The organism is Ruegeria sp. BG9 (assembly GCF_056538305.1).
Window position 1 is genome coordinate 63556 of record NZ_JBQFSY010000011.1, and the last position, 20534, is coordinate 84089.

A 20534-nucleotide genomic window follows, 5' to 3' on the forward strand; every position below is an offset into this window, starting at 1 on the left:
AGGTATAGGCCGTGGGGCATGAGATTTGAAACCCCCCTTGTCCCCGCCCGCCTGATCCGCCGCTACAAACGCTTTCTGGCCGATTGCACGCTAGAGGATGGGCGCGAGGTGGCAGCCCATTGCGCCAATCCGGGCTCGATGATGGGGCTGGCAGAACCGGGTGAGAAAATCTGGTTGGAACCCAATGACGATCCGAAGAAAAAGCTGAAATACGGCTGGCGGCTGGTCGATCACGAGAATGGCCATTTCACCGGCGTCGATACTTCGGTGCCGAACCGGGCACTGCGCGCGGCACTAGAGGGCGGCGAGATCCCCGAACTGGCCGCATACGAAACCCTCCGGGCCGAGGTGAAATACGGCGAGAACAGCCGCATTGATTTCCTGCTGACCCAACCCGGCCTGCCGGATGCCTATGTCGAGGTCAAAAGCGTCACGCTTTCCCGCCAGCCCGGTCTGGCCGAGTTTCCCGACAGCGTCACCGCTCGCGGCACCAAACATCTGCATGAACTGGCCGCCATGGCCGAACAGGGCCACCGCGCGATCATGCTGTTTCTGGTGCAACGCACCGATTGCGACCGCTTCGCGCTGGCGGCCGATATCGACCCCGCCTATGCGGCGGCCTTTGACGCGGCGCAAGCGCATGGGGTTGAGCGGTTGGTTTACGGGACGCGGATGTCGCCAGAGGGAATCGAGGTCGATGCGGCGAAGGCCTGGGCTATCGGCTAAGGCAGGAGAGTGAACTCTCCCAGATAAGAGCCTCGCCCCGGTGTGTAACCGCGATATGTGCCATCCGCGACCTGCCCCACCACAGCGCAGAGGTCCTGATCTTTGCGGAACGTCTCCCAGCGGCTGCAGATCCTGTCGCCCTCGAACCACCAGACGCCAGTGTCACGGCCAAGCCGAGGAATCTCAACGACAAAGCTTTGGTCGGCGTTCACGCGTGCCGTGCCGGTGACGCCCGCGCGGTTCAGTGCAATCTTGCGATCCAGTACCAAAAGCGCCGCAAGCTGATCCTGCGTCAGCATCGTCACCTCTTCGCGGCAACCGCAAGTCAGAACGACCAGAAGAGCAGCAATCGCTCTGACCATCTCAGCCCCTGTTCCCGCTGATGCATCCTCCGTGGCACCGTGGCGCAAAGCGGCGCGGATGGCCACGCGCAGACGGGATGATCAACGAAACTTGAACCTCTATTTGTGAATTTCAGGCCAAAGATCGGCGTCCAACCCCTTCACAAACGGTGCGAAGTAATCGGCCACAGCCTGCCACCCCCCGACCGAGGCGGTGTTGACCGGTCTCCGCGCCTGCAGATTGCTGGCCGTTTTGATCGCATCCGAGGATTTGTCGGGCGACAGCATCGCCTGTTCAAAAGGCAGGTCGCAGAGCTGGGCCAGCTCCTTGGCACCGTCCTCCAGATTATTCACCAGATGCTCGTAGCTTATGTCATGGACCCGCCCCGGAAGGACGGCATGCCAGTGCTGAATATAGCGGCGATAGCGGTTGGCTTCGGCTGCCATCCAGCTCAGATCATGCGTATAATACAGGCCACCCGCTCCGAAATGCGTCCGCCACATCGACAGCGCCACATCGCGTGGATCGCGCGTGACATTAAGAATCACGGCATTTGGAAAGGCCTGCGCAATCGCCCCCAGAAAAGCGTAGTTTCCCGGCGCTTTGTCGACAAAGGCGCGCGTTCCTTCCGCCGTCTGGGGCAAGTTATCCGCGTAGTAGTCGGCCAGCTCCTGCACGTCACTTCCAGCGCTCGATTGGCTTTCGGCCTTGCGGGCCCAGTGGTGCACGCCTGCCAACTCTCCCAGCCCTTGCACGGCGGAATGTGAGGCCAGAATCCGCTCGATCAGAGTGGTGCCAGAGCGCGGCAAGCCAACCACGAACACCGGCCGCGGGATATCGGTGCGCGGCGCTGAGGCAGGGTCGGGCAGAGGCGTGCTCAGACGCTGGCGGCAGGCTTTCTCGGCCCGGGTTTCCCAGCTTTTGAACCCATGCTGCAACTGATCATGCGCCTTGCGCAGCTGAAGCATCTCGGTCGCGGTATCGCCCTCCTGTTTCGCAAGGCTCGCGGCGGCGAAATGCACGGTGGCTGCGGCTTCCCGATTGGCATTGCCCGCCTCAAGCAGTTTAGAGGTCAGAGCCTGCAATTCCGCCCTATCCTCAGCCGACAGGTTCGGCAGAGTTGCAGCGAACTCCAGCGTTTCGGGATCCTCGGGCGCCAGCGCAAAGGCGGCGCGGCCATGGGTCAGCGCCTCAGACATACGCCCCAAACCGACCAGGCCCTTGGCCAGTCGCAGCTGACCATAGTGGAATTTCGGGTGCTTCTCGGCCACGGCCAATAGGACGTCGATGGCCTGATTCCACTGATGCATCTCATCCAGAATATCGGCTTTAAGGCAATGAGCCTGCAGATTGCCGTTTTGGTGACGCAGTACCTCATCAACGTCCTCTAACGCCTCGCTCAGTTGACGCTCCTGCAACAGGGCCATGGCGCGCACATAGCGTTGCGGTGGGGTCAGAGGGGCCTTGGCAGCGACTTTATTCATCAGGGTCAGAGCCTTGCCAGCATCGCCGCCCTGAACAAGGCTCAGCCCGAAATTCTGGATCAGGTCGGGGTTCTCCGGCTCCATCTTCCAGGCGCGCTCCAGATGGGTCTGTGCCTGTTTGAAATCTCCCTGGTGAATGCATGCAAGACCTGCCATCTGCGGAAACGCGGGCATTTTGGGCCATTTCTTCCCGGCCTTGACCGCACGCTTCAGCGCCCGGTCCGCGCGCCCGGTCTTGAGCATTTCACTAATGGTGGCAATCTCGGTCCTCAGCTGGTCGGCTTTCTGCATCTGACTGCCCTTCTTCTAATTTAACGCCCGAGAACTATCTTAACCGTGCTAGTTTATATCGCTGTACGCGTCCACCTGTGATCGGATCATCATCCATCCGAGATACAGGCCTGCGACGCTGCACCCTCTGGAACTTTCTGCACAAGCAGCGTAAATAGAACACTGCGCGAAACATTTGGAGCCTCGCATCCATGAAAGAACACCGTGGCCGTCTGACCAAAGACGGTATCCGCATCTATGAACAGGGTGACTTTGCCGGCATGCATGCGGCAGGGGCTTTGGCTGCGCGGATACTGGATGACATCGCGCAACATGTCTTCCCCGGCCAAACCACCGGCGCGATCGACGGGATCATCACCCAGATGGTCGAGGACGCGGGCGCGACTTCGGCGACGATTGGCTACAAGGGCTACCAGCACGCCAGCTGTATCAGTGTGAACCACGTGGTGTGCCACGGCATTCCCGGTGAGAAAAAGCTCAAGGACGGGGATATCCTGAACATTGACGTCACTGTCATCGTGGACGGCTGGTTCGGTGACACCTCGCGGATGTATGTCGCAGGCAAACTGCCGCGAAAAGCCGAGCGTCTGATTCAAGTCACCCATGACGCGCTTTTCAAGGGCATCGAGATGGTCAAGCCGGGCAACACGTTCGGCGATATCGGCCATGCGATCCAGTCCTATGTCGAAGCGCACCGTATGAGCGTCGTCCGCGATTTCTGTGGCCACGGGCTTGGTCGAGTGTTCCACGCGCCGCCAAACGTGCTGCACTATGGCCGCCCCGGCACCGGTTCCGTTCTGGAAGAGGGAATGTTCTTCACCATCGAACCGATGGTTAATCTGGGCCGCCCTGAGACCAAGACTCTGGCCGACGACTGGACTGCTGTGACCCGCGACAAGTCGCTCTCGGCACAGTTCGAACATTCGGTCGGTGTAACCGCAAATGGGGTCGAGATCTTTACCCTGTCACCCGGCGGCAAGTTCCATCCGACCTATTCTTCGTGATCGGCAGCCTGATCCCGTAGAACTTTCAGCAGCATCGTCTCAGCCCCCCACGGCGTGATCGCGTCGTGGATGAACACCGGCGCGCATGCAGGTTTGCGCGGCGGGCCGGTTTCTGTGTCAGTGTCCTGAGCCAAACCCCAGAACAAGGGCGGTAGGGCGCGGTACATGCCAGAAGCCTAGCACAAACCGGCTCGCGCCTCAAAACCGGATCACGATGGCGTACAGCTGCCTCTGTCAAAACGCTGCGAAGTGCCTTTGATCATCATGTCATATTCGAGACTTACAAGATCAACGGCAAAGTTGACGACCTGACCATCCTGAATCAGCAAAAACGTCAGGTTGTCCAAACCCGGCAGGATGTCCGCCTCGCCCTGCAGATCTCCGACAGTGATGTGCCCTTTGTTGGACCCGCCCGAACGGGCCAACGTCACGTTGGATTGATCCACAGACGAGGTGCAATTGGCCATAAATTCATTCGCATCTAGTTTTGTTTGCCCTGCAACAACAGGGGAGGAGCCCAGCACGATGGCTGAGGTCAGGGCAGCTCTGAGAAGCATAGAGAGTCCTTTGAGGGTTGTTCCGCGTTTCTACGGCGCCTAGAGGCGAATTTGGCCGCAATTTTGGCGGAGATGCGTCAAATTGCTGGCCACCCTAATTCAATTTTAAAACGAATTAAGACTGTCAGGATCAACCCACATGATCAAGTGGTTTAAGCATCAGCGAGATATACGTGTCGCCGTATTTTCGACTGTCCACCAGCTGGAAACCATCCGGTGCCTGCATTGGGGCGTTTTCTTCCCACACGATAAACGCTCCCTCAGCGATCCATCCAGCCTCGGTCGCCTTAGCCAGCGCTTTTTGGCCCAGAGACTTGCCGTAAGGCGGGTCCAGAAAGATCAGGTCATAGTGCGCGTTCGGGTTTTCACTCAAACGCGTCGCGTCCCTGCGGATCAGATCGGCCCGATCTGTGCTGCGGGTCAGGTCGATATTCTTGCGGATCAGGCCCTGCGCGACACGCCCGTCATCCACAAAGGTGACGTAGTCAGCCCCGCGCGACAGCGCCTCAAGCCCCAGCGCGCCAGTGCCTGCGAACAGGTCCAATACACGCAGACCGTCAAAATCGATCTGATGGCTCAGGACGTTGAACAGGCTTTCACGCACTCGGTCGGTGGTGGGACGCAAATGGGCACCCGTATCCCCTTTGCCGACCGAGGCCAAGGCACGACCCCGGAACTCTCCGGCGATGATCCTCACGCTTTGAGCAGCGGTTTCAGATCCGCAGCCGGATCGGCCACCACGGCAGGATCAGCGGTTTTGCCCGCGTCGATCAGGCGCTTGCCAACCATATAGGCGCGCGGGTCGTTCATCGCGTCGACTGCAATCAGCTGGTCACCCTTGTAGTACCAGAACGACACGGTCTGACCTTCGCCCTGACGGGTGACAACCCGATCATAACCCGTATTCAGACCTGCGATCTGCAGTTTCACGTCATACTGATCCGACCAGAACCACGGCGTTGCTGTATAGTCCTTGGCAGCCCCCAGCATGTTCTGAGCCACGATCTCAGCCTGATCGATTGCATTAGGCACGCTTTCCAAACGAATACGCCCCGCGCCATGCGGGAAGGAGGCGCAATCCCCTGCCGCCCAAATCGACGGATCAGATGTGCGGCCATGCGCGTCGGTTTTGATGCCGTTGTCCAGTTCAAGCCCAGCCAACTCGGCCAGTTGGGTGGACGGCGCGATGCCCACGCCGACGACCACAAAATCAACCTCGATTTCGGTTCCATCTGTCAGAACCGCGCCGACCACCTTGCCGTTTTCACCGATCAGACGATCAAGGCCCACGCCCTCGCGGATGTCCGCTCCATGACCCGAATGCAGCGCGCGGAAATAGTCGCTGGTTTCCTTGGCGGCGACGCGTTGCAGGATACGCTCGGCCATTTCTACCAGCGTCACCTTGACCCCGCGCTTGGCGCATACGGCTGCGGCCTCAAGCCCGATATAGCCGCCCCCGACGATCAGAGCGCGCGCGCCTTCAGTGACCCGAGGCTCCATCTCGTCGATATGAGCCAGATCGCGCACCACATGAACGCCCTGAAGATCACCGCAGATAGAGGCAGGCAGATAGCGCGGATCCGACCCGGTGGTCAGCGCCAGTTCATCGTATGAGATGACTTCATCTCCCAGGGTCACGGTCTTGGCCTTGGGGTCAATTACGCTAACGCGTTGGCCAAGACGCAGGGTGATGTTGTTGTCGGCATAGAAGCTTTCGGGGCGCAGGAACAGACGCTCCAGCTCCATCTCGCCCAGCAAATAGGCCTTGGACAAGGGCGGGCGCTGGTACGGCAGATGCGGCTCGGCCCCGATCAGGGTGATATCCCCTTCAAACCCATCCTTGCGCAGTTTCGCAACAAGCGACGATCCGGCCTGCCCGGCGCCGATCACGACAATATGGCTCATGTTCATCACACCCTGTCGAATTCTCATGGTTACTTTTGTCCGACCACCTATATTGCGGCATAGCCCGACTCTGCAAATCCAAACGACAGGAGCTGAAAAATGATTACAACAGGTGAGATGCTGCCCGACGCCACGCTGACCCAAATGGGTGCGGAAGGCCCAGAAGAGGTTCGGATTTCAGACAAAACCGCGGGCCGCAAAGTGGTGATCTTTGCAGTGCCCGGCGCGTTTACACCGACCTGTCATTCGGCACATGTGCCCAGCTTCATGCGCACCAAGGATCAGTTCGAAGCCAAGGGCGTGGATGAGATCATCTGCATCTCCGTCAACGACCCGTTCGTGATGAAAGCCTGGGGCGAAGCGACCGGCGCGACCGAGGCCGGCCTGACCCTGTTGGGCGATGCCGCGTCCGAGTTCACAAAGGCGATCGGCATGGATTTCGACGCCCCTCCAGCCGGGCTGCTGGCGCGTTCGCAGCGCTATGCGATGCTGGTCGAAGACGGCAAGGTCACTGCGCTGAACCTGGAAGAAAGCCCCGGCGCTTGCGAGATTTCAGCCGGTGAAGGCTTGCTCGAAGTAATCTGACGCTGTTCGGCCCCGGCTAAACCGGGGCCGTCCTAACCCTATTTAACTTGATACAAAGCCCCAGTGTGCGATTATCAAAGGCACATAGCTGGGGAGTATGTTTATGTATCTCAAAGCCATTTCACTCATTCTGGGCGGCGCAGGCCTTCTTGCAGCTTGCGGCCCGGCCCCAACACCACAGCAACAAGCGGCACGGCAACATGAAATCGCCTGCCTGAGCGGCACCTTGGGTGGCGCGCTGATCGGAGGCGCAATCGGCAATCAGTTCGGAGGCGGTTCAGGCAAGTCCATTCTGACGGGTGCAGGTGCCGCTACCGGCAGCATCAGTGGTGCAAGATTCGCATGTTGAGGGGGACAGTGATGAAACGAATAATCTGTATCGCCGCGCTTGTGATGGCCAGTGCCGCAGCTGCGGACGACGTGGCTGAGCTGAATGAAAAAGAGCTGACAGCCATCGACTCGAACAATGATGGCTTTCTGTCCAAGGACGAGTTCAATGCCTTTTCAGACTACGCCTTTCAGGCGATGGACGAAGACAAGAACGGCACACTCGGCCTGTCCGAGGCCAAACCCTTCCTGGACATAAAGCAATTTCAGGACGTTGACCAGAACGGCGACAGCCTTATCTCACGGACGGAATACGACGCGCAGATGAGCAACGATTTCGACTCTGCGGACAAGGATGGAAACGGCCGGTTGGACTAACCCCGGAGGGTGAGATGAACAGATGGATCTGGATCGGCGCGCTGGCCGTGTTGGCTGCTTGTGACGTACCGCAGGCCCCGGTTGTGACCGGCCCAGATGGGCAGGCCCGCATCCAGATCAACACCAGCGGGCTGACCTGCTATGAGAGGCGGTGTCTGGACATCAACCCAGCGGCGCGCAGTGTTCGGTCTATCGGCAACAAAACGACCCGCATTCCTGGCAATATCGACGTCAGTAGTGGCACAGTCACGCCGGATGAGTTCCGCCAGATGGCGATCACGGCATCCTTGGCTGGCGGAATTGGGTCCGGACAGGATCGCGACTAGACCAGACCGTCCATCTTGCGCGCCAGTTTCGCATCCAGCGAAGACAACCCGCCGACGTCATGGGTGGAGAGCACGACCTCGACCGTGCGGTAGACGTTGGACCATTCGGGATGGTGGTTCCATTTTTCGGCCCAGATCGCCACTTGCGTCATCCATCCAAAGGCCGCGACGAAATTATCAAAGATGAAAGTCTTGGTGATCGCATCCCGGCCCTCAACCATCGTCCAGCCATTGTTGAACAGCGGATCAAGAAGGGGGCCACGGGTCTCGGTCGACAAAAGCTCGGTCATTGCTGTTCCTCCGGGTTCGATTTTCTGAACGGACCGTAATCCGTCAGAATCTCAATCTCTTCTCCCACCGCGCGGCCTTCAGCGTCCAGATATTTTTTGACGGCATCGGCGAATCCCGGATCGGCAATCCAATGAAGGCTGTGCGTGCGTGTTGGCAGGTAGCCACGTGCAAGCTTGTGTTCACCTTGCGCTCCGGCTTCGACCCTTTGCATGCCATGCGCGATGGCAAAGTCGATGGCCCTATAATAGCACAGCTCGAAATGCAGGCAGGCATGATGTTCGACACAGCCCCAATAACGACCATAGAGCGTCTCACGCCCGATGAAATTCAGCGCCCCCGCGATGGGATACCCATCGCGTTCTGCCAGCACCAAAGCCATATCAGCGGTCATCGTCTCCTGCGCCATATCAAAGAACTGGCGCGTCAGGTAAGGTGATCCCCACTTGCGCGCGCCGGTGTCCTGATAGAACCGCCAGAAGGCATCCCAATGCTCGGGCCGCAGGTCATCACCGGACAAGGTACGGATCTCACCACCGAATGCGTTGGCCTGAGCACGCTCCTTGCGGATGTTCTTACGCTTGCGCGAGGACAGCGCCGCCAGAAAGCCGTCGAAATCCGCGTAATCGTCATTCAGCCAATGAAACTGTTGTGAGCTGCGCAGCATCAGGCCCATCTGCTCACCCGCCAACGCCTCGTCCTCGGTGCAGAAGGTCGCGTGAAGTGACGAGACCTGATTGTCTGCCGCCAGTTGAACGGCGCCCTGCACCAGCGCGGACATCCCAATCCCTTCATATCCCGGACGCACCAAAAAGCGCCGCCCTGTGGCGGGCGTGAAAGGGGCCGCGATTTGCAGTTTGGGATAGTACCGCCCGCCCGCGTTTTCATATGCATGGGCCCAGCTGTGGTCGAAGATATACTCTCCCTGACTGTGCGATTTGGCATACATCGGCGCCGCCGCGATCAGCATCCCATCCAGATACGCCGTCAGATATTGAGGCTGCCACCCGGTGCCCCGCCCAACCGAGCCGCTGCTTTCCAGGGCCAGCAAAAACCGGTGCGTAGTAAAGGGATCCAGCGGACGCCCGCCATCTGCTGTTTCGGGGCAAGCGCAGGCATCCCACTCGGCCGCAGAGATTTGCGAGAGTGATCCAAGTATTTGAATTTCGATCTGCGCCTGATCCATGTGCCCTCCGCGTCTGGTCTTTATCTGTGACGAGGTGCGACAGGTTCAACCCGGATGCTTGGCCAGATACCCCTCAAAGGTCACATTGTCGGCAACGGCGCGGGCCTCTGCCTCTTGTTCAGGCGACTTTACCGTCCAACACAGGATCGGCACACCGCGCGCTTTCAGCTCGGCCACGCGCGAACGGTCCAGATCATGAACCTCATGGCTGATGAAACTGGCCCCAACCCGGTCGAAATCGGGAATATTGCGCAGGTGATCGCACACCGATTGCGGCAGCAGCTCGACACTCGGCTTATAGGAACAAGTCACGATCCCACGTGGCAGATGCGGGGCCAGGCGGGCAAGCTCGGCCACGCTGTTGGGGTTGAATGACATCAACGCCACTGGACCGTCGTAGCCTTCTAGCGCCCGCACAGCGTCCGCCTCAAGCGGGCCGACATTGGTGCCCATGGCTCCGTCCTGATCCTTGAGCTCAATCAGCAGCGGGACTTTGCCCGCGACCATCTCAAGCACAGCGTCGAGGGTGGGAATGCCATCCTCGGCATGCAGCAGCTGCGTGGCCTGCGCCCGCGCGGCCGAGACCTGCTGGATCGGTCCAGACTGCCCGGTCAGACGCGCCATGTCGTAGTCATGAAACACCATCGCACGGTTGTCCGAGGTCCGCTGCAGGTCAATCTCGATCCCGTAACCGGCATCGATCGCGGCACGAATGGCCGCCCGGCTGTTTTCCGGGCGGTTATTTGTTTTGTCATGCAGCGCCCGGTGCGAGATCGGGGCCTCAAGGAACACAGGCGGCAGAGCAGGTGTCATTGGACTTCGAAAATACCTTCGATTTCGACAGCAACACCCAGCGGCAGTGATGCAGCGCTAACCGCCGAGCGGGAATGACGACCCGCCTCGCCCAGCGCCTCAACCAGGAAATCGGACGCACCGTTGATCACCTGCGGCTGCGCGGTGAAATCAGCAGTCGAGTTCACAAAACCGGTCAGCTTGATCACCCGTACCAGCTTCTCGATATCCCCATCGCAGGCCGCTTTGACCTGAGCCAGCAGGTTGATCGCACAGACCTTTGCCGCCGCTGCACCCGCGTCGACATCCATGTCATCGCCCAGTTTGCCGGTGATCAGGTCGTCCGCTTTGGAAATCTGACCCGAGACATAGACGATATTGCCCACGCGCACGAAAGGCACATAGTTTGCGGCCGGGGCCGGTGCGTCTGGCAGCGATACGCCCAGGCTTTGCAGTTTTTCCGAGATGCTCATGTGATTGTCCTCACCCAAAATCGACTCGGGCGGACGCTAACCGGGATGATGCCGCTGGGAAAGCCGGAAACCGATTTTTCTGACCGTCGCGTTCAGTGGGCATATCCTGTCCTATTTCGAACTGTTGAAGTCGTGTCACTTTACCTTCGTTGATTTACCGGGTTTAACGCTATGTGTTTCATTCAAGCTCTGAAACCTCTATGTGACAACAACTTGTGTCGGTTGGACACGCAGGTATTGATTGATCGCCCAAGCGTCGTGCCGGGCCGTATTGGAGTAGCTAAGACCGTGTTGAGCAAATTTGGCTTCAAACATCTTGTTGTTCTGTCACTTATGGCTGTGTTGTCGGCCTGTGCGACGCAACCCCCGGAACAGGCTGCTCGGGGAGAGATTTTCGACCCCTATGAAAACGCCAACAGGGGCATTCACAAGTTCAACCTTGGCGTCGACCGGTTTCTGTTTCGCCCGGCCTCGAAAGGCTATGTGAAGATCGTCCCTGATCCGATGGTGACCAGCTTCAGTACCTTTGCGGAAAACATCTCTCTGCCCGGTCAAGCGGTGGATTACCTGCTGCAGGGAAACCCCAAGCAAATGGGCAACGCCTTGTTGCGGTTCGTGATTAACATGACCGTCGGTGGCTTTGGCCTGTCGGCACCCGCAGATGAGCTGAACCTGCCCCCTGTCGATACGGATTTCGGCGAAACCTTGCACGTCTGGGGTGTTGGGGAAGGCGCCTATGTCGAGCTGCCTTTCTATGGCCCATCGACCACCCGCGACGCTGTAGGCGTTATAATCAATCTGTTCTCGAACCCTATCAACTTCACGCCGGTACGCCCTGCGGACAACCTGGGGGTTTATGCCGAAGTCGTACGTCGGATGGGGGATCGGGGTCGTTTTTCTGATACAGTGGACTCGATTCTCTACGAAAGTGCCGACAGCTATGCGCAGGCCCGACTGATCTACCTGCAAAACCGCCGCTTCGAATTGGCACGCGACGACGAGGACGCCTTCTTGGATCTCTACAACGATCCATATGCCGACGCCGGAACCGACCCTGTTAGTGACCCCCTTCTCGACCCCTACGAGGACCCTTATGCTGAGTAACGCTTTAAACCGAAGACATTTCCTGAAAACCTCTGTGGCCGGAGCAGCTATTGTTGCCCTGCCCTTGCCCGCTCTGGCCCTGACCGAGGCGGGCGCCAAACAGCTGGTCAACAGTGTTGTCGCGGATATCAACCGCGTGATCGCCTCGGGCAAGTCGGAAAAAGCCATGCTGCGCGATTTCGAAAAGATTTTCGTGCAATACGCTGATGTTCCGATCATGGCGCGCTATGCGCTTGGGGCGGACGCCCGTTCTGCCTCTCCGGCGCAGTTGAGACAATTCACCAAGGCGTTCCAAGGCTATATCTCGCGCAAATACGGACGCCGGTTCCGCGAATTCATTGGCGGCCAGGTGGATGTACGAAACGCGCGCCGAATCAAAGCCGGCTATGAAGTGCGCACCTCGGTCAAGCTGCGGGGATCGTCGCCCTTTGACGTGACCTTCCTGGTTTCTGACAAATCCGGTCGCGATAAGTTCTACAACATGTTCATTGAGGGAGTGAACTTGCTGCTGACCGAACGCACCGAAATCGGGGCGATGCTGGATGCGCGTAAAGGCAACTTGAACCAGCTGATCAAAGACCTCAACAGAACCGGGTAGCACCGCCTTTTTGTGTGCTTAAACGCCTCCGCGCTCTGTACGTCGGAGGCGTCTTCGTTTCTATACCCACATGAAAGTTATTTTACCTTGTGACCTAACACGCGCAGAAGTTGATGCGCCGCTTTCCAAAGCTCTCACTAAAACTAAGCTTGTACCCCGCTCCACGCCCAGCCCGCGGACCCTCTAGGGCATGTAACTTCGGACCAAAGCGCTGGCGATCAAAGCCCATCCATCTGCGATCACGAAAAACGCCAGCTTGAACGGCAGCGAGACGATTGCAGGCGGCACCATCATCATGCCCATCGACATCAAGACGGCGGCCACAACTAGGTCAATGATCAGAAAAGGCAGGAAAATCAGGAACCCGATCTGAAACGCCCGGGCGATTTCCGACAGCATGAAAGACGGCATCAGAATCGAAAGCGGAGCATCCGGGGACAGGACAATCCCCTCCCCTCCAGGGCGCAAAGCGGCCATGGATTGAAACGTCTCCACATCCAGTCGCGCGGCCATGAACTCTCGGAACGGGTTCAGGGCGCGTTCCAGAGCCGTTTCAACCTCAAGCGTTTCATGGATCAAAGGCTCAATACCAATAGTCCAGGCTTCGGTGAAAACCGGCTCCATGATGAAATAGGTCAGGAACAGCGCAAGGCTGACGATCAGCATGTTTGGCGGAGATTGCTGCAACCCGATGCCCTGTCGCAGGATCGCGAGAACCGTGATCAGAAACGGAAAACAGGTGATCATGATCGCCAGCCCGGGCGCAAGGCTGAGAACGGTGGTCAGCAAAATCAACTGGATCGTCCGGGCCGAGATGGACCCACCTTCCCCAAGCGACAGGGTCACGTCTTGAGCCGCAGCCAGCGAGGGCAGCGTAGCCACCACGGCCACAATCAGCCAGAGCCACAGGCGCATCAGCCGATTCCGTTCTGCAAATCCGCGATTTCGGTCAGACGTACGGCCAGTTGACCGGCCTGATCGCCCTCCATCTCTTCCAGAAGACCGCGAGCAACCAGTTGATCCCCGACATAGAGGTCCACGGGGTCTTCGATCCGTTTGTCCAGTGTCAGCACCGCATTTTCACCCATATTCAGCAGGTCCCGGATCAACGGGCGGGCACGGCCGACGGATACTGTGACTTCGATCGGGATAGCATCAAAGGGGTTGGTTTTGGGGGATTGGGTATCAGTCATGGGTCAAAGCCTCTTTCGCCTCAAACATGTAGGAGTCAAATGCCTGCTGCACCGAGGACAGCAGATCCACGCAATCCACCTCGCGTCGCGAGATACCGACCTGCAGCCTTGCTTGTCCTGGTTGCAGCGAGGAATCTTCAATCACACGTGGAGGCCGTGGCATATCCGATGACAACAAGTCTTCGACCTCTGCTGCGCGCTCTTCTGGCACAATTATCTGGATAGGTTGGTCGATCTGGGTTCGTGCCATGTCTTGCAGCTGTTCTGAAAGGCGGTGGGCGAAGCCCCGGTCGATAAAATCCGGCAGCACCAAGTGCACTAGGCTTTGGAACATCGGCTCCAGCGACAGGGTCATACGTTTCAGCGCTTCGTGATAGGTAAAGGACATGTCTTCCAACGCCTTGGCCAGCTCTGCCGAGACCTGGCCCCGGTTCTGCTCCTGCGCTTGAACAGCGTCTTCCCATCCGGCCCCGTAGCCTTGTTCAAAGGCGGCCAGGCGCTGTTCCTCCAGCGCGTCTTCGTCCAGAAGATGCAGCTTGCCGCCTTCGACCTGCGCGGTGAAATCCTCGAGAAGGTGAGCAATCGACATCAGACCCGCTCCTCGCCTTCTTCAAGCCAACTGCGCAGGATCTCGACCGTTTCTTCCTGTTTGTCGCCGATCATCGCCCGCAACCGATCCACAGAGTCTGCGGTGCTGTCCGACCCAAGCGCCGGAACGCCCGCCGGCTGCGCCTGTCCTGGCAGAGACGTAAACTCAGCCGACTCATCTGGCGCGATCTCACCGACCAGAACCTGGGTGTCCTGTGCGTCGCCACCACCTGCAGGCAACAAGGCGGGGGCGGCAACCGGTTTCATCAGGATCGGGCGAATGACGAACAAGGCCAGAACCAGCGAAACCGCTGCAAGCACAGCCATCTGGATCAGAGACATCGCGTCCAGATGAAAATTCTTCCACATGGAGGACGAAACTAGCGTTCCCTGCGGCTCTACCATCGGCAGATCAAGCGATTTCAACGTGATCACATCGCCCCTATCTGCGTCGAAACCAACGGCTGAGGCCACCAATTCCTCAAGCGCGTCAAGCTCGGTTTGAGGCAGGGGCTCAAAGCTTTCCGCCCCGTTTTCATCTACCGACCGGAGGCCATTGACCAACACCGCGACTGTCAGGCGCTTGATGGCTCCGGGTGCGTTGTGAACCTCAAGCTCCGTTTCTGAGACCTCATAGTTCACGCGCTCGCGGGTCTGCGTCGCATTCGAGTTCGATTCGTCCCCGCCCGCGCCGTCTCCATCCGGCAGGTTGGAGGCAACCGTCACATCGCCAGACTGATTGCGAGCACTGTCCGAACGTTCCTCGACATCCGTGCTGATCGCGACCCGCCCTTTGGGATCAAAGCGGCGTTCGCGGATGGATTCGGTTTTGGTGACTGTGTCGACACTGACCTCAACCACGGCGTTGCCGGTGCCCACACGCGCCTCGACAAGGCGCAGCACGCGTTCGCGTAGCTGACGGGATTTGTCATCCGAGGTGTCAGCCGCAACTGCTGTGTCCTGCCCACCAATCACGGCGCCGCTTGAATCCACAACCGTCACGTTTTCCGGCGCAAGTCGGTTGACCGCCGAGGCGACCAGAAAGCGAATCGCCTTGGCCTGATCGCCAGTTATCTGCGCGCCGGATGGAACCAGATAAACCGAGGCCGTGGGCGCAACGCTACGCTGAAACGGGTTGGCCGAGCCATTCGCGATATGCACACGCGCCTGACTGACATGAGGACCACCGACGATGGTGCGCGCCAGCTCACCTTCTTTTGCGCGCCAATAGGCGGCGTCGAACATCTGCGAGGTGGTGCCAAACCCGCTTAGCGAATCGAGCAGCTCGTAGCCACGATTGCCATTGGCAGGCAGGCCTTCGCTGGCAAGGGTCATGCGCAGCTCATCCCGCTGCGAGCCAGGCACGTAGATTGAGCCGCCCCTGATCTCATATGTGACACCGCGCTGATCGAGTGCACGCACGATATCGCCCGCGGCTCCGCTTTCCAGCCCTGCATAAAGAAGGGTCATGGACGGTGCCGTCACAAGACTGGACATCCCGAGAACCCCCAGAAACACCAGCGCAACCGCGCCGACGACTATGATTTGCTTTCGTCTGTCCAAACTTGCCCAGACAGTTCCGATCTGCTGCACGCTCACCTCCGACTCGCCGACATTCTGCCCGGCGCATCCCTTGTTTGAACGATTGCCCTTAACAATCGGTTAGTCCCTGCCGGGTTATGACAGCTTCAGATCGAATGAATGAGGACGTCATGACTGACGCTACAGCAGAAGAGGCAGAAGCCCCTAAGAAATCAGGGAAAATGGGTCTGATCATCGGGGTGATTCTGGCGCTCGTCGGGGCGGGTGGCGGCTATTACGCGACCACATCCGGGCTGTTGCCCTTTGGGGCTAAACCCGAAAAGGCGGAATCGATGGACGCTGAAAAAGACAAACCGGCCAAGGCCCTGCCGGATGTGGGATTCGTCGATCTTCCGCCCGTGATTCTGTCGGTGAATGCGGGTGAGTCGCGGCATCTGAAATTCCACGCGCAGCTCGAAGTTAACTCAGCCTACATCAGTGATGTGGAAAAAATGCAACCGCGAATCATGGATGTGCTGAACGGGTACCTTCGCGCGCTGGAGGTTTCAGATCTCGAGGATTCTCTGGCGCTGGTGCGTATCCGGGGACATCTGCTGCGGCGCATTGAAATCGTCGTCGGAGAGGGTCGTGTGCGCGACGTTCTGGTGATGGAATTTGTTCTGAACTAGGAGGCGAAATTGGAGCTTATTGCAGATATTTTGCTGGTCGCGGGCGCGCTAGGTGCCGGTCTGTATTGCTTTGTCCTGTCCCGCCGCCTGAAACGGTTCACGGATCTGGAACAAGGCGTGGGTGGGGCCGTCGCGGTGCTGTCCACCCAGGCGGAAGAGTTGAAAAAGTCGCTGGACAGCGCTCGGGCTGCCTCGGACCAGTCCGGGGATGAGCTGAAAGAGCTGACGGAGCGCGCGCAATCGGTTGCGCAGCGGCTCGAACTGATGATGGCCTCAATGCATGACGTCATACCAGAAGAAAAGGCCGCGCCTGAACCGCCCGCGCCGGAAGTATCCTTAGAGCCGGATGAAGAGGCTGAGGGCAAGGCCGAGCCTGAGAAAACGTCTGACACTCAGAAATCGGACGTGGTCGACACGCCTTCCGAGGGCAACCAGCCCGACCAACCAAACAAGGCACCTGAAGGTTTGATGTTCTTCCGGCACAAACGGCAGGGTGTGGAGGCCGCGGAATGAAACGCTCTGGCAATCAAAAAGGCAGGGCGCGACCCCGCGGCGGCGTGTTGGCGGTGATTGCTCTGCTGATGATCGGATCCGCCGCGATTCGCCTTGGGCTGGAAGCCGGGCCCGCATTGGCCAAGACAGTTGAGCCAACAAAGTCCGAAGAGCCGCCTATGTCAAAACCCGCTCCGGATTTGCAGGTGCTTTTGAACGAACTTTTGCGCCGTGAAAAACGCCTGAAACAGCGGGAAGAAGCCTTGGAAGAAAAGGAAAAGGCGCTTGAGATTGCCCATGGGGCCATCGAAACGCGCTTGGCCGCGCTACAGCAGGCCGAGGAAGACTTGCGGGAAACACTGGCACTGGCGAACGAGGCGGCGGAAACAGACCTGACCCGGCTGACGGACGTCTACCAAAATATGAAACCCAAAGATGCCGCCGCCCTGTTCGAGACGATGGATCCCAGCTTTGCGGCCGGTTTCCTGTCACGCATGCCCGCCGATGCCGCAGCGGGCGTGCTGGCCGGCCTCAGCCCCGAAACCGCCTATACGATCAGTGTCGTCATGGCAGGTCGAAATGCCAATGCCCCACAGGAATAATCGAATGCTTTTCAAAGCTATTTGGACACTTGTCGGAGATCGCAAATGATTGGAATTGTTGGAATTGTCGTCATCTTTGTAATGGTGTTCGGCGGCTATCTGGCTGCGGGCGGCAAGATGACGATTATTATGAAATCCCTACCGTTTGAGATGATGATGATCGGCGGTGCCGCTGTCGGCGCCTTTCTGATCAGCAACGATATGGGTGGGATCAAACTTACGATCAAAGACATGGGTAAGGTCTTCAAGGGGGCGAAATGGAAGCCCGAAGACTATCGGGACCTTCTGTGCCTTCTATTCTCTTTGATCCGGATCGCACGCGCAAACCCGGTCGAGGTTGAACAGCACATTGAAGACCCCGAGAACTCGAGCTTGTTTTCCACCTACCCGAAAATCCAGTCCGACAAGGAAGCCGTGGACCTGATCTGCGACACGATGCGCTCGGCCGCGATGAACTATGATGACCCCCATCAGGTCGAAGAAGTTCTGGAAAAGCGGATGGATGCCAATTTTCATCACGCCATGCATTCCAGCCATGCGCTGCAAACCGTTGCCGACGGCTTACCCGCCCTCGGGATTGTCGCCGCCGTTCTGGGCGTGATTAAAACGATGGGGTCAATCGACCAGCCGCCCGAAGTTCTGGGCAAGCTGATCGGGGGAGCTCTGGTCGGGACATTTCTAGGGGTGTTTCTAGCCTATGGTCTGGTGGGGCCCTTTGCTGGCAAGCTGAAATCCGTCGTGGAAGAAGACAATCACTTCTACCAGCTGATCAAAGAAGTTTTGGTCGCCAACCTGCACAACCACAATGCCGCCATGTGCATCGAAGTCGGCCGCCAGAACACACCAACCCACAACCGGCCTGGTTTCTCGGAACTTGAGGATGCTCTCAAGGAACTCAAACAGGCGGCGGCATGAAAGGCCTGGCTCTCTTCACGTCGATCCTCATCACAGTAGCAACCTCGGCCACTGCTGAAACGTTGGTTGTCCGATCGGGAGAACATGAAAGCCACACCCGCCTCGTCGTAAAGGTTCCGCCGGGCACCGAGTGGGTACTTGCACGCCGGAAAAACGGGGCGCGGCTGACCGTTTCAATCGACGACGTCCTGTTTCAAACAGAAGGCGTGTTCGGGCGACTGACATCAAATCGCTTGTCAGCCCTGTCTCAATCGGAACCAGGTGCCGCACTTGATTTGGAGTTTGGATGCGACTGCGTGGCCATGGCCTTTCTGTTTCAACAATCAATGATTGTCGTGGATATTTCGCAAGGCACTTTGCCTCCGCCTTTGACTGCCAACATCCCTTTGCCACCGTCTCTGCCGCCGTTGGGAGTAGAAGATTCGCCTGAACCCTTAGCTTTGCCGCTTTTGACGCTGAACCAACAGGGCTTCAAAGATCAACTCTCAGCCAGCCTACTGCAAGGTGCCGACCGAGAGGTCCTTGACCTGGACCTGGCCGCCATCGGCCCCCGCACGTCAACACCTCCGAACGACACGGACATGCTGCCGAATTTTGCAGCGAATATGAGTGTCTCAACGGTTGTGGACGAACTGGAAGGTCTTCTTGGCCCCGATATCCCCCAAATAGAAAAACGTCCTGCCTGTATCAGCAGCGCTCGATTGGGGTTCGACACATGGACCGACGCTCGCCCATTTGACGAACAGATCGCTGACCTGCGTTCTGGCCTGTTTCAGGAATTCGATCGCGTGGACACCGACCAGGCCTTCAAGCTGGCAAAACTCTACGCTTATTTCGGTTTCGGTGCCGAAGCTGTCTCCACGCTTGCTCTGGTTAAAGACCACTCCGAAGAGAAAAGCTGGGTTCAAGCCATAGCCGGGTTTGTGGATCACCGTGAGTCTTCAGAAGAAAGCCCTTTTCGGGGTCTTCAGCGTTGCAGTAGCGATGCAGCTTTCTGGTCACTGCTCAGCGAGCAGACGTTGAGTCCAGATGCCGATCTGGACGCGATAGAGCAGTCTTTCTCCAGCCTTCCCCGACATTTGCGCCGCAGATTGGGCCCAAGACTGTCATCGATTTTGGTTGAAGCTGATAAGCTGGAAGCGGCGCGGCGGGTGATGCGTTCCGTTGATCGCGTGGAAACGGAGGAACAGCCCAACGTTGCCAAGGCTCAGATCGCTCAGGCCGAAGGCGACTCTGAGGTGGCCGATGCCATCTTGGAAGAGGTGATTTCTAAGCCGGAAACCGCAACAGATGCCCCTCTGGCCTTGGCGCGCTTGATCGAGAAACGCTGGGCAGAGCGGGGGGCGGTATCCCCGCAGGACGTTGCCCTTGCCGCAGCCTACGCGTTGGAGTTTCGTGGATCTGAAACCGGACCAATGATGCAGCACGCACATATCATTGCGCTGAGTTTGAACAATGAGTTCGATACGGCCTACGACCTGATCCAAGCTCTTCCCGAGGGTGATGATCGCGCGGATGTTCTAAACCGCCACACACATCTGCTGGAAGAAAGGTCAAACGATGTAACCTTTCTGAAACAGGTGCTGTCCATGTCTGATAGCGACTCGATGGCTTTGACCACGCAAGCCGCTATTGCAGTGTCAGATCGGTTGGGCGCTTTAGGATTTGCGGCTCAAAGTTCTGCCTTTGCAAATCGGACACATGACACGACGGACCGATCCCAACGGGCCCGATTGCGCGCGCGCGCGGCACTGTTGGACCAAAAACCGCACAAAGCGATGCTGGAACTTTCCGATGATGCTTCAGTGGCCGCCGATACCCTGCGCGCTCAGGCCCTGGCGGCAACCGGTGATCTGGATGCGACGGCAGACTTGTACCGAGACCTCGGCGAAACCGAGGTTGCGAACCGGTATTTCTGGTTGGCTGGATTGCCCGAAAATATTGAGCCTGAAGGTCGATTTGCGAACCTGTCCGAGATTTCGGACAAGCTTGCCTTACCGCCTCGTCGTCTTATTGAGATGCCTCTGGCCGACGCCAACAGCCTACTGGCCGACAGTGAAGAGACCCGAGCGCATATTGCCGACCTTTTCGGTTTACTCTCCGACCCAGAACGCGCGCCTGACGAGGGAGCAGATCCCAACCAATGACACCAAAGGTCTAGCGCAGAT

At 58.3% G+C, this 20534-nt stretch carries 27 protein-coding genes; 13 read left to right on the forward strand and 14 right to left on the reverse strand.

The annotated features are described in order from the left end of the window. The first annotated feature begins 18 nt into the window (after positions 1 to 18). Positions 19 to 726, forward strand: coding sequence for a DNA/RNA nuclease SfsA (sfsA, locus tag ACR0I8_RS18605; protein ID WP_170692147.1), 708 nt, complete (start codon positions 19 to 21; stop codon positions 724 to 726). On the opposite strand, the gene ACR0I8_RS18610 is transcribed toward sfsA, so the two are convergent. Then, positions 723 to 1088, reverse strand: a complete 366-nt coding sequence (locus tag ACR0I8_RS18610) for a hypothetical protein (protein WP_170379399.1) — start codon at positions 1086 to 1088, stop codon at positions 723 to 725. The genes sfsA and ACR0I8_RS18610 overlap by 4 nt on opposite strands. Positions 1089 to 1187: 99 nt before the next feature. Beyond that, complete coding sequence (locus ACR0I8_RS18615) at positions 1188 to 2843, reverse strand: tetratricopeptide repeat-containing sulfotransferase family protein (protein ID WP_170692149.1); 1656 nt, start codon at positions 2841 to 2843, stop codon at positions 1188 to 1190. Positions 2844 to 3034: 191 nt separating this feature from the next. Here ACR0I8_RS18615 and map point away from each other — a divergent pair, with 191 nt between their 5' ends. Then, on the forward strand, positions 3035 to 3847 hold the full coding sequence (gene map, locus ACR0I8_RS18620) for a type I methionyl aminopeptidase (RefSeq protein ID WP_170379403.1): 813 nt from the start codon (positions 3035 to 3037) through the stop codon (positions 3845 to 3847). Here the strand turns inward: map and ACR0I8_RS18625 are convergent. The 4 genes from ACR0I8_RS18625 to ACR0I8_RS18640 all read right to left on the reverse strand — a co-directional run bounded on the left by ACR0I8_RS18625 (position 3835) and on the right by ACR0I8_RS18640 (position 6309). Continuing rightward, positions 3835 to 4014: a hypothetical protein gene (locus ACR0I8_RS18625; protein ID WP_170692152.1), complete on the reverse strand. Its 180-nt coding sequence runs from the start codon at positions 4012 to 4014 to the stop codon at positions 3835 to 3837. The genes map and ACR0I8_RS18625 overlap by 13 nt on opposite strands. 42 nt (positions 4015 to 4056) lie before the next feature. Further along, positions 4057 to 4404 carry a hypothetical protein gene (locus tag ACR0I8_RS18630; protein WP_170692155.1) on the reverse strand — a complete coding sequence of 116 codons (348 nt, stop codon included), beginning with the start codon at positions 4402 to 4404 and terminating at the stop codon, positions 4057 to 4059. A gap of 130 nt (positions 4405 to 4534) precedes the next feature. Further along, positions 4535 to 5101: a 16S rRNA (guanine(966)-N(2))-methyltransferase RsmD gene (rsmD, locus tag ACR0I8_RS18635; protein ID WP_170692157.1), complete on the reverse strand. Its 567-nt coding sequence runs from the start codon at positions 5099 to 5101 to the stop codon at positions 4535 to 4537. Further along, positions 5098 to 6309 (reverse strand): FAD-dependent oxidoreductase, encoded by a 1212-nt coding sequence (locus ACR0I8_RS18640; RefSeq protein ID WP_170692437.1) that lies wholly within the window; start codon positions 6307 to 6309, stop codon positions 5098 to 5100. The genes rsmD and ACR0I8_RS18640 overlap by 4 nt, the downstream gene beginning before the upstream one ends. Positions 6310 to 6408: 99 nt before the next feature. Here ACR0I8_RS18640 and ACR0I8_RS18645 point away from each other — a divergent pair, with 99 nt between their 5' ends. The 4 genes from ACR0I8_RS18645 (at position 6409) to ACR0I8_RS18660 (ending at position 7925) form a co-directional block, all read left to right on the forward strand. Next, a complete protein-coding gene (locus tag ACR0I8_RS18645) occupies positions 6409 to 6894 on the forward strand; it encodes a peroxiredoxin (RefSeq protein WP_170379412.1) in 486 nt (161 codons plus the stop codon). Positions 6895 to 6997: 103 nt separating this feature from the next. Further along, positions 6998 to 7243, forward strand: a complete 246-nt coding sequence (locus tag ACR0I8_RS18650) for a hypothetical protein (RefSeq protein ID WP_170379414.1) — start codon at positions 6998 to 7000, stop codon at positions 7241 to 7243. Positions 7244 to 7254: 11 nt separating this feature from the next. Beyond that, positions 7255 to 7599 (forward strand): EF-hand domain-containing protein, encoded by a 345-nt coding sequence (locus ACR0I8_RS18655; RefSeq protein WP_480526769.1) that lies wholly within the window; start codon positions 7255 to 7257, stop codon positions 7597 to 7599. A 14-nt stretch (positions 7600 to 7613) separates the two neighbouring features. Next, on the forward strand, positions 7614 to 7925 hold the full coding sequence (locus ACR0I8_RS18660; protein ID WP_170379420.1) for a hypothetical protein: 312 nt from the start codon (positions 7614 to 7616) through the stop codon (positions 7923 to 7925). Here ACR0I8_RS18660 and ACR0I8_RS18665 read toward each other — a convergent pair. Genes ACR0I8_RS18665 through ACR0I8_RS18680 form a run of 4 tightly spaced genes read right to left on the reverse strand, consistent with a single transcriptional unit; the run spans position 7922 to position 10664 of the window. Then, positions 7922 to 8215, reverse strand: a complete 294-nt coding sequence (locus tag ACR0I8_RS18665) for a 4a-hydroxytetrahydrobiopterin dehydratase (protein ID WP_170379422.1) — start codon at positions 8213 to 8215, stop codon at positions 7922 to 7924. The genes ACR0I8_RS18660 and ACR0I8_RS18665 overlap by 4 nt on opposite strands. Next, positions 8212 to 9399, reverse strand: a complete 1188-nt coding sequence (locus ACR0I8_RS18670) for a GNAT family N-acetyltransferase (protein ID WP_170692162.1) — start codon at positions 9397 to 9399, stop codon at positions 8212 to 8214. Before ACR0I8_RS18670 ends, ACR0I8_RS18665 begins: the two co-directional genes overlap by 4 nt. A gap of 45 nt (positions 9400 to 9444) precedes the next feature. Further along, a complete protein-coding gene (locus tag ACR0I8_RS18675; protein ID WP_170692163.1) occupies positions 9445 to 10212 on the reverse strand; it encodes a glycerophosphodiester phosphodiesterase family protein in 768 nt (255 codons plus the stop codon). Continuing rightward, positions 10209 to 10664 carry a RidA family protein gene (locus ACR0I8_RS18680; protein WP_170459597.1) on the reverse strand — a complete coding sequence of 152 codons (456 nt, stop codon included), beginning with the start codon at positions 10662 to 10664 and terminating at the stop codon, positions 10209 to 10211. The genes ACR0I8_RS18675 and ACR0I8_RS18680 overlap by 4 nt, the downstream gene beginning before the upstream one ends. Positions 10665 to 10997: 333 nt before the next feature. On the opposite strand from ACR0I8_RS18680, the gene ACR0I8_RS18685 reads away from it, so the two are divergent. Then, a complete protein-coding gene (locus ACR0I8_RS18685) occupies positions 10998 to 11768 on the forward strand; it encodes an MlaA family lipoprotein (RefSeq protein ID WP_170379838.1) in 771 nt (256 codons plus the stop codon). Next, positions 11758 to 12366, forward strand: a complete 609-nt coding sequence (locus ACR0I8_RS18690; protein WP_170379430.1) for an ABC transporter substrate-binding protein — start codon at positions 11758 to 11760, stop codon at positions 12364 to 12366. Before ACR0I8_RS18685 ends, ACR0I8_RS18690 begins: the two co-directional genes overlap by 11 nt. 183 nt (positions 12367 to 12549) lie before the next feature. Here the strand turns inward: ACR0I8_RS18690 and fliP are convergent, their stop codons facing one another. From fliP to fliF, 4 genes are read right to left on the reverse strand one after another with little or no spacing between them, the layout of a single operon-like run. Further along, the gene (gene fliP, locus ACR0I8_RS18695; protein ID WP_170692166.1) at positions 12550 to 13281 is read right to left on the reverse strand and encodes a flagellar type III secretion system pore protein FliP; all 732 of its coding nucleotides are present in this window, start codon (positions 13279 to 13281) and stop codon (positions 12550 to 12552) included. Then, positions 13281 to 13559, reverse strand: coding sequence for a FliM/FliN family flagellar motor C-terminal domain-containing protein (locus ACR0I8_RS18700; RefSeq protein ID WP_170692169.1), 279 nt, complete (start codon positions 13557 to 13559; stop codon positions 13281 to 13283). Before ACR0I8_RS18700 ends, fliP begins: the two co-directional genes overlap by 1 nt. Next, on the reverse strand, positions 13552 to 14148 hold the full coding sequence (locus tag ACR0I8_RS18705) for an ABC transporter ATP-binding protein (protein ID WP_170692171.1): 597 nt from the start codon (positions 14146 to 14148) through the stop codon (positions 13552 to 13554). The genes ACR0I8_RS18700 and ACR0I8_RS18705 overlap by 8 nt, the downstream gene beginning before the upstream one ends. Then, positions 14148 to 15740 (reverse strand): flagellar basal-body MS-ring/collar protein FliF, encoded by a 1593-nt coding sequence (gene fliF / locus ACR0I8_RS18710; protein WP_170692174.1) that lies wholly within the window; start codon positions 15738 to 15740, stop codon positions 14148 to 14150. The genes ACR0I8_RS18705 and fliF overlap by 1 nt, the downstream gene beginning before the upstream one ends. Before the next feature lie 119 nt (positions 15741 to 15859). Here fliF and ACR0I8_RS18715 point away from each other — a divergent pair, with 119 nt between their 5' ends. The 5 genes from ACR0I8_RS18715 to ACR0I8_RS18735 are packed head-to-tail and all read left to right on the forward strand — an operon-like array spanning position 15860 to position 20513. After that, a complete protein-coding gene (locus ACR0I8_RS18715) occupies positions 15860 to 16357 on the forward strand; it encodes a flagellar basal body-associated FliL family protein (RefSeq protein WP_170492883.1) in 498 nt (165 codons plus the stop codon). A gap of 9 nt (positions 16358 to 16366) precedes the next feature. Continuing rightward, a complete protein-coding gene (locus ACR0I8_RS18720; RefSeq protein WP_170692176.1) occupies positions 16367 to 16870 on the forward strand; it encodes a DUF6468 domain-containing protein in 504 nt (167 codons plus the stop codon). After that, positions 16867 to 17451 (forward strand): MotE family protein, encoded by a 585-nt coding sequence (locus tag ACR0I8_RS18725; protein ID WP_170692179.1) that lies wholly within the window; start codon positions 16867 to 16869, stop codon positions 17449 to 17451. The genes ACR0I8_RS18720 and ACR0I8_RS18725 overlap by 4 nt, the downstream gene beginning before the upstream one ends. 45 nt (positions 17452 to 17496) lie before the next feature. Next, positions 17497 to 18366 (forward strand): flagellar motor stator protein MotA, encoded by an 870-nt coding sequence (gene motA, locus ACR0I8_RS18730; RefSeq protein WP_170692181.1) that lies wholly within the window; start codon positions 17497 to 17499, stop codon positions 18364 to 18366. Further along, a complete protein-coding gene (locus ACR0I8_RS18735; RefSeq protein WP_170692184.1) occupies positions 18363 to 20513 on the forward strand; it encodes a hypothetical protein in 2151 nt (716 codons plus the stop codon). The genes motA and ACR0I8_RS18735 overlap by 4 nt, the downstream gene beginning before the upstream one ends. Positions 20514 to 20534 lie beyond the last annotated feature (21 nt).

Bases quoted from the DNA above. Each gene is read 5' to 3' on its own strand.
- ACR0I8_RS18660 (WP_170379420.1), top strand. From the start codon at position 7,614: ATGAACAGATGGATCTGGATCGGCGCGCTGGCCGTGTTGGCTGCTTGT.
- ACR0I8_RS18665 (WP_170379422.1), bottom strand. From the start codon at position 8,215: ATGACCGAGCTTTTGTCGACCGAGACCCGTGGCCCCCTTCTTGATCCG.
- fliP (WP_170692166.1), bottom strand. From the start codon at position 13,281: ATGCGCCTGTGGCTCTGGCTGATTGTGGCCGTGGTGGCTACGCTGCCC.
- ACR0I8_RS18680 (WP_170459597.1), bottom strand. From the start codon at position 10,664: ATGAGCATCTCGGAAAAACTGCAAAGCCTGGGCGTATCGCTGCCAGAC.
- ACR0I8_RS18625 (WP_170692152.1), bottom strand. From the start codon at position 4,014: ATGTACCGCGCCCTACCGCCCTTGTTCTGGGGTTTGGCTCAGGACACT.
- ACR0I8_RS18685 (WP_170379838.1), top strand. From the start codon at position 10,998: ATGGCTGTGTTGTCGGCCTGTGCGACGCAACCCCCGGAACAGGCTGCT.
- ACR0I8_RS18640 (WP_170692437.1), bottom strand. From the start codon at position 6,309: ATGAGCCATATTGTCGTGATCGGCGCCGGGCAGGCCGGATCGTCGCTT.
- ACR0I8_RS18645 (WP_170379412.1), top strand. From the start codon at position 6,409: ATGATTACAACAGGTGAGATGCTGCCCGACGCCACGCTGACCCAAATG.
- ACR0I8_RS18650 (WP_170379414.1), top strand. From the start codon at position 6,998: ATGTATCTCAAAGCCATTTCACTCATTCTGGGCGGCGCAGGCCTTCTT.
- ACR0I8_RS18610 (WP_170379399.1), bottom strand. From the start codon at position 1,088: ATGGTCAGAGCGATTGCTGCTCTTCTGGTCGTTCTGACTTGCGGTTGC.
- ACR0I8_RS18615 (WP_170692149.1), bottom strand. From the start codon at position 2,843: ATGCAGAAAGCCGACCAGCTGAGGACCGAGATTGCCACCATTAGTGAA.
- motA (WP_170692181.1), top strand. From the start codon at position 17,497: ATGATTGGAATTGTTGGAATTGTCGTCATCTTTGTAATGGTGTTCGGC.
- ACR0I8_RS18705 (WP_170692171.1), bottom strand. From the start codon at position 14,148: ATGTCGATTGCTCACCTTCTCGAGGATTTCACCGCGCAGGTCGAAGGC.
- ACR0I8_RS18700 (WP_170692169.1), bottom strand. From the start codon at position 13,559: ATGACTGATACCCAATCCCCCAAAACCAACCCCTTTGATGCTATCCCG.
- ACR0I8_RS18655 (WP_480526769.1), top strand. From the start codon at position 7,255: ATGAAACGAATAATCTGTATCGCCGCGCTTGTGATGGCCAGTGCCGCA.
- ACR0I8_RS18630 (WP_170692155.1), bottom strand. From the start codon at position 4,404: ATGCTTCTCAGAGCTGCCCTGACCTCAGCCATCGTGCTGGGCTCCTCC.
- ACR0I8_RS18735 (WP_170692184.1), top strand. From the start codon at position 18,363: ATGAAAGGCCTGGCTCTCTTCACGTCGATCCTCATCACAGTAGCAACC.
- ACR0I8_RS18690 (WP_170379430.1), top strand. From the start codon at position 11,758: ATGCTGAGTAACGCTTTAAACCGAAGACATTTCCTGAAAACCTCTGTG.
- sfsA (WP_170692147.1), top strand. From the start codon at position 19: ATGAGATTTGAAACCCCCCTTGTCCCCGCCCGCCTGATCCGCCGCTAC.
- ACR0I8_RS18715 (WP_170492883.1), top strand. From the start codon at position 15,860: ATGACTGACGCTACAGCAGAAGAGGCAGAAGCCCCTAAGAAATCAGGG.
- map (WP_170379403.1), top strand. From the start codon at position 3,035: ATGAAAGAACACCGTGGCCGTCTGACCAAAGACGGTATCCGCATCTAT.
- ACR0I8_RS18675 (WP_170692163.1), bottom strand. From the start codon at position 10,212: ATGACACCTGCTCTGCCGCCTGTGTTCCTTGAGGCCCCGATCTCGCAC.
- ACR0I8_RS18725 (WP_170692179.1), top strand. From the start codon at position 16,867: ATGAAACGCTCTGGCAATCAAAAAGGCAGGGCGCGACCCCGCGGCGGC.
- ACR0I8_RS18670 (WP_170692162.1), bottom strand. From the start codon at position 9,399: ATGGATCAGGCGCAGATCGAAATTCAAATACTTGGATCACTCTCGCAA.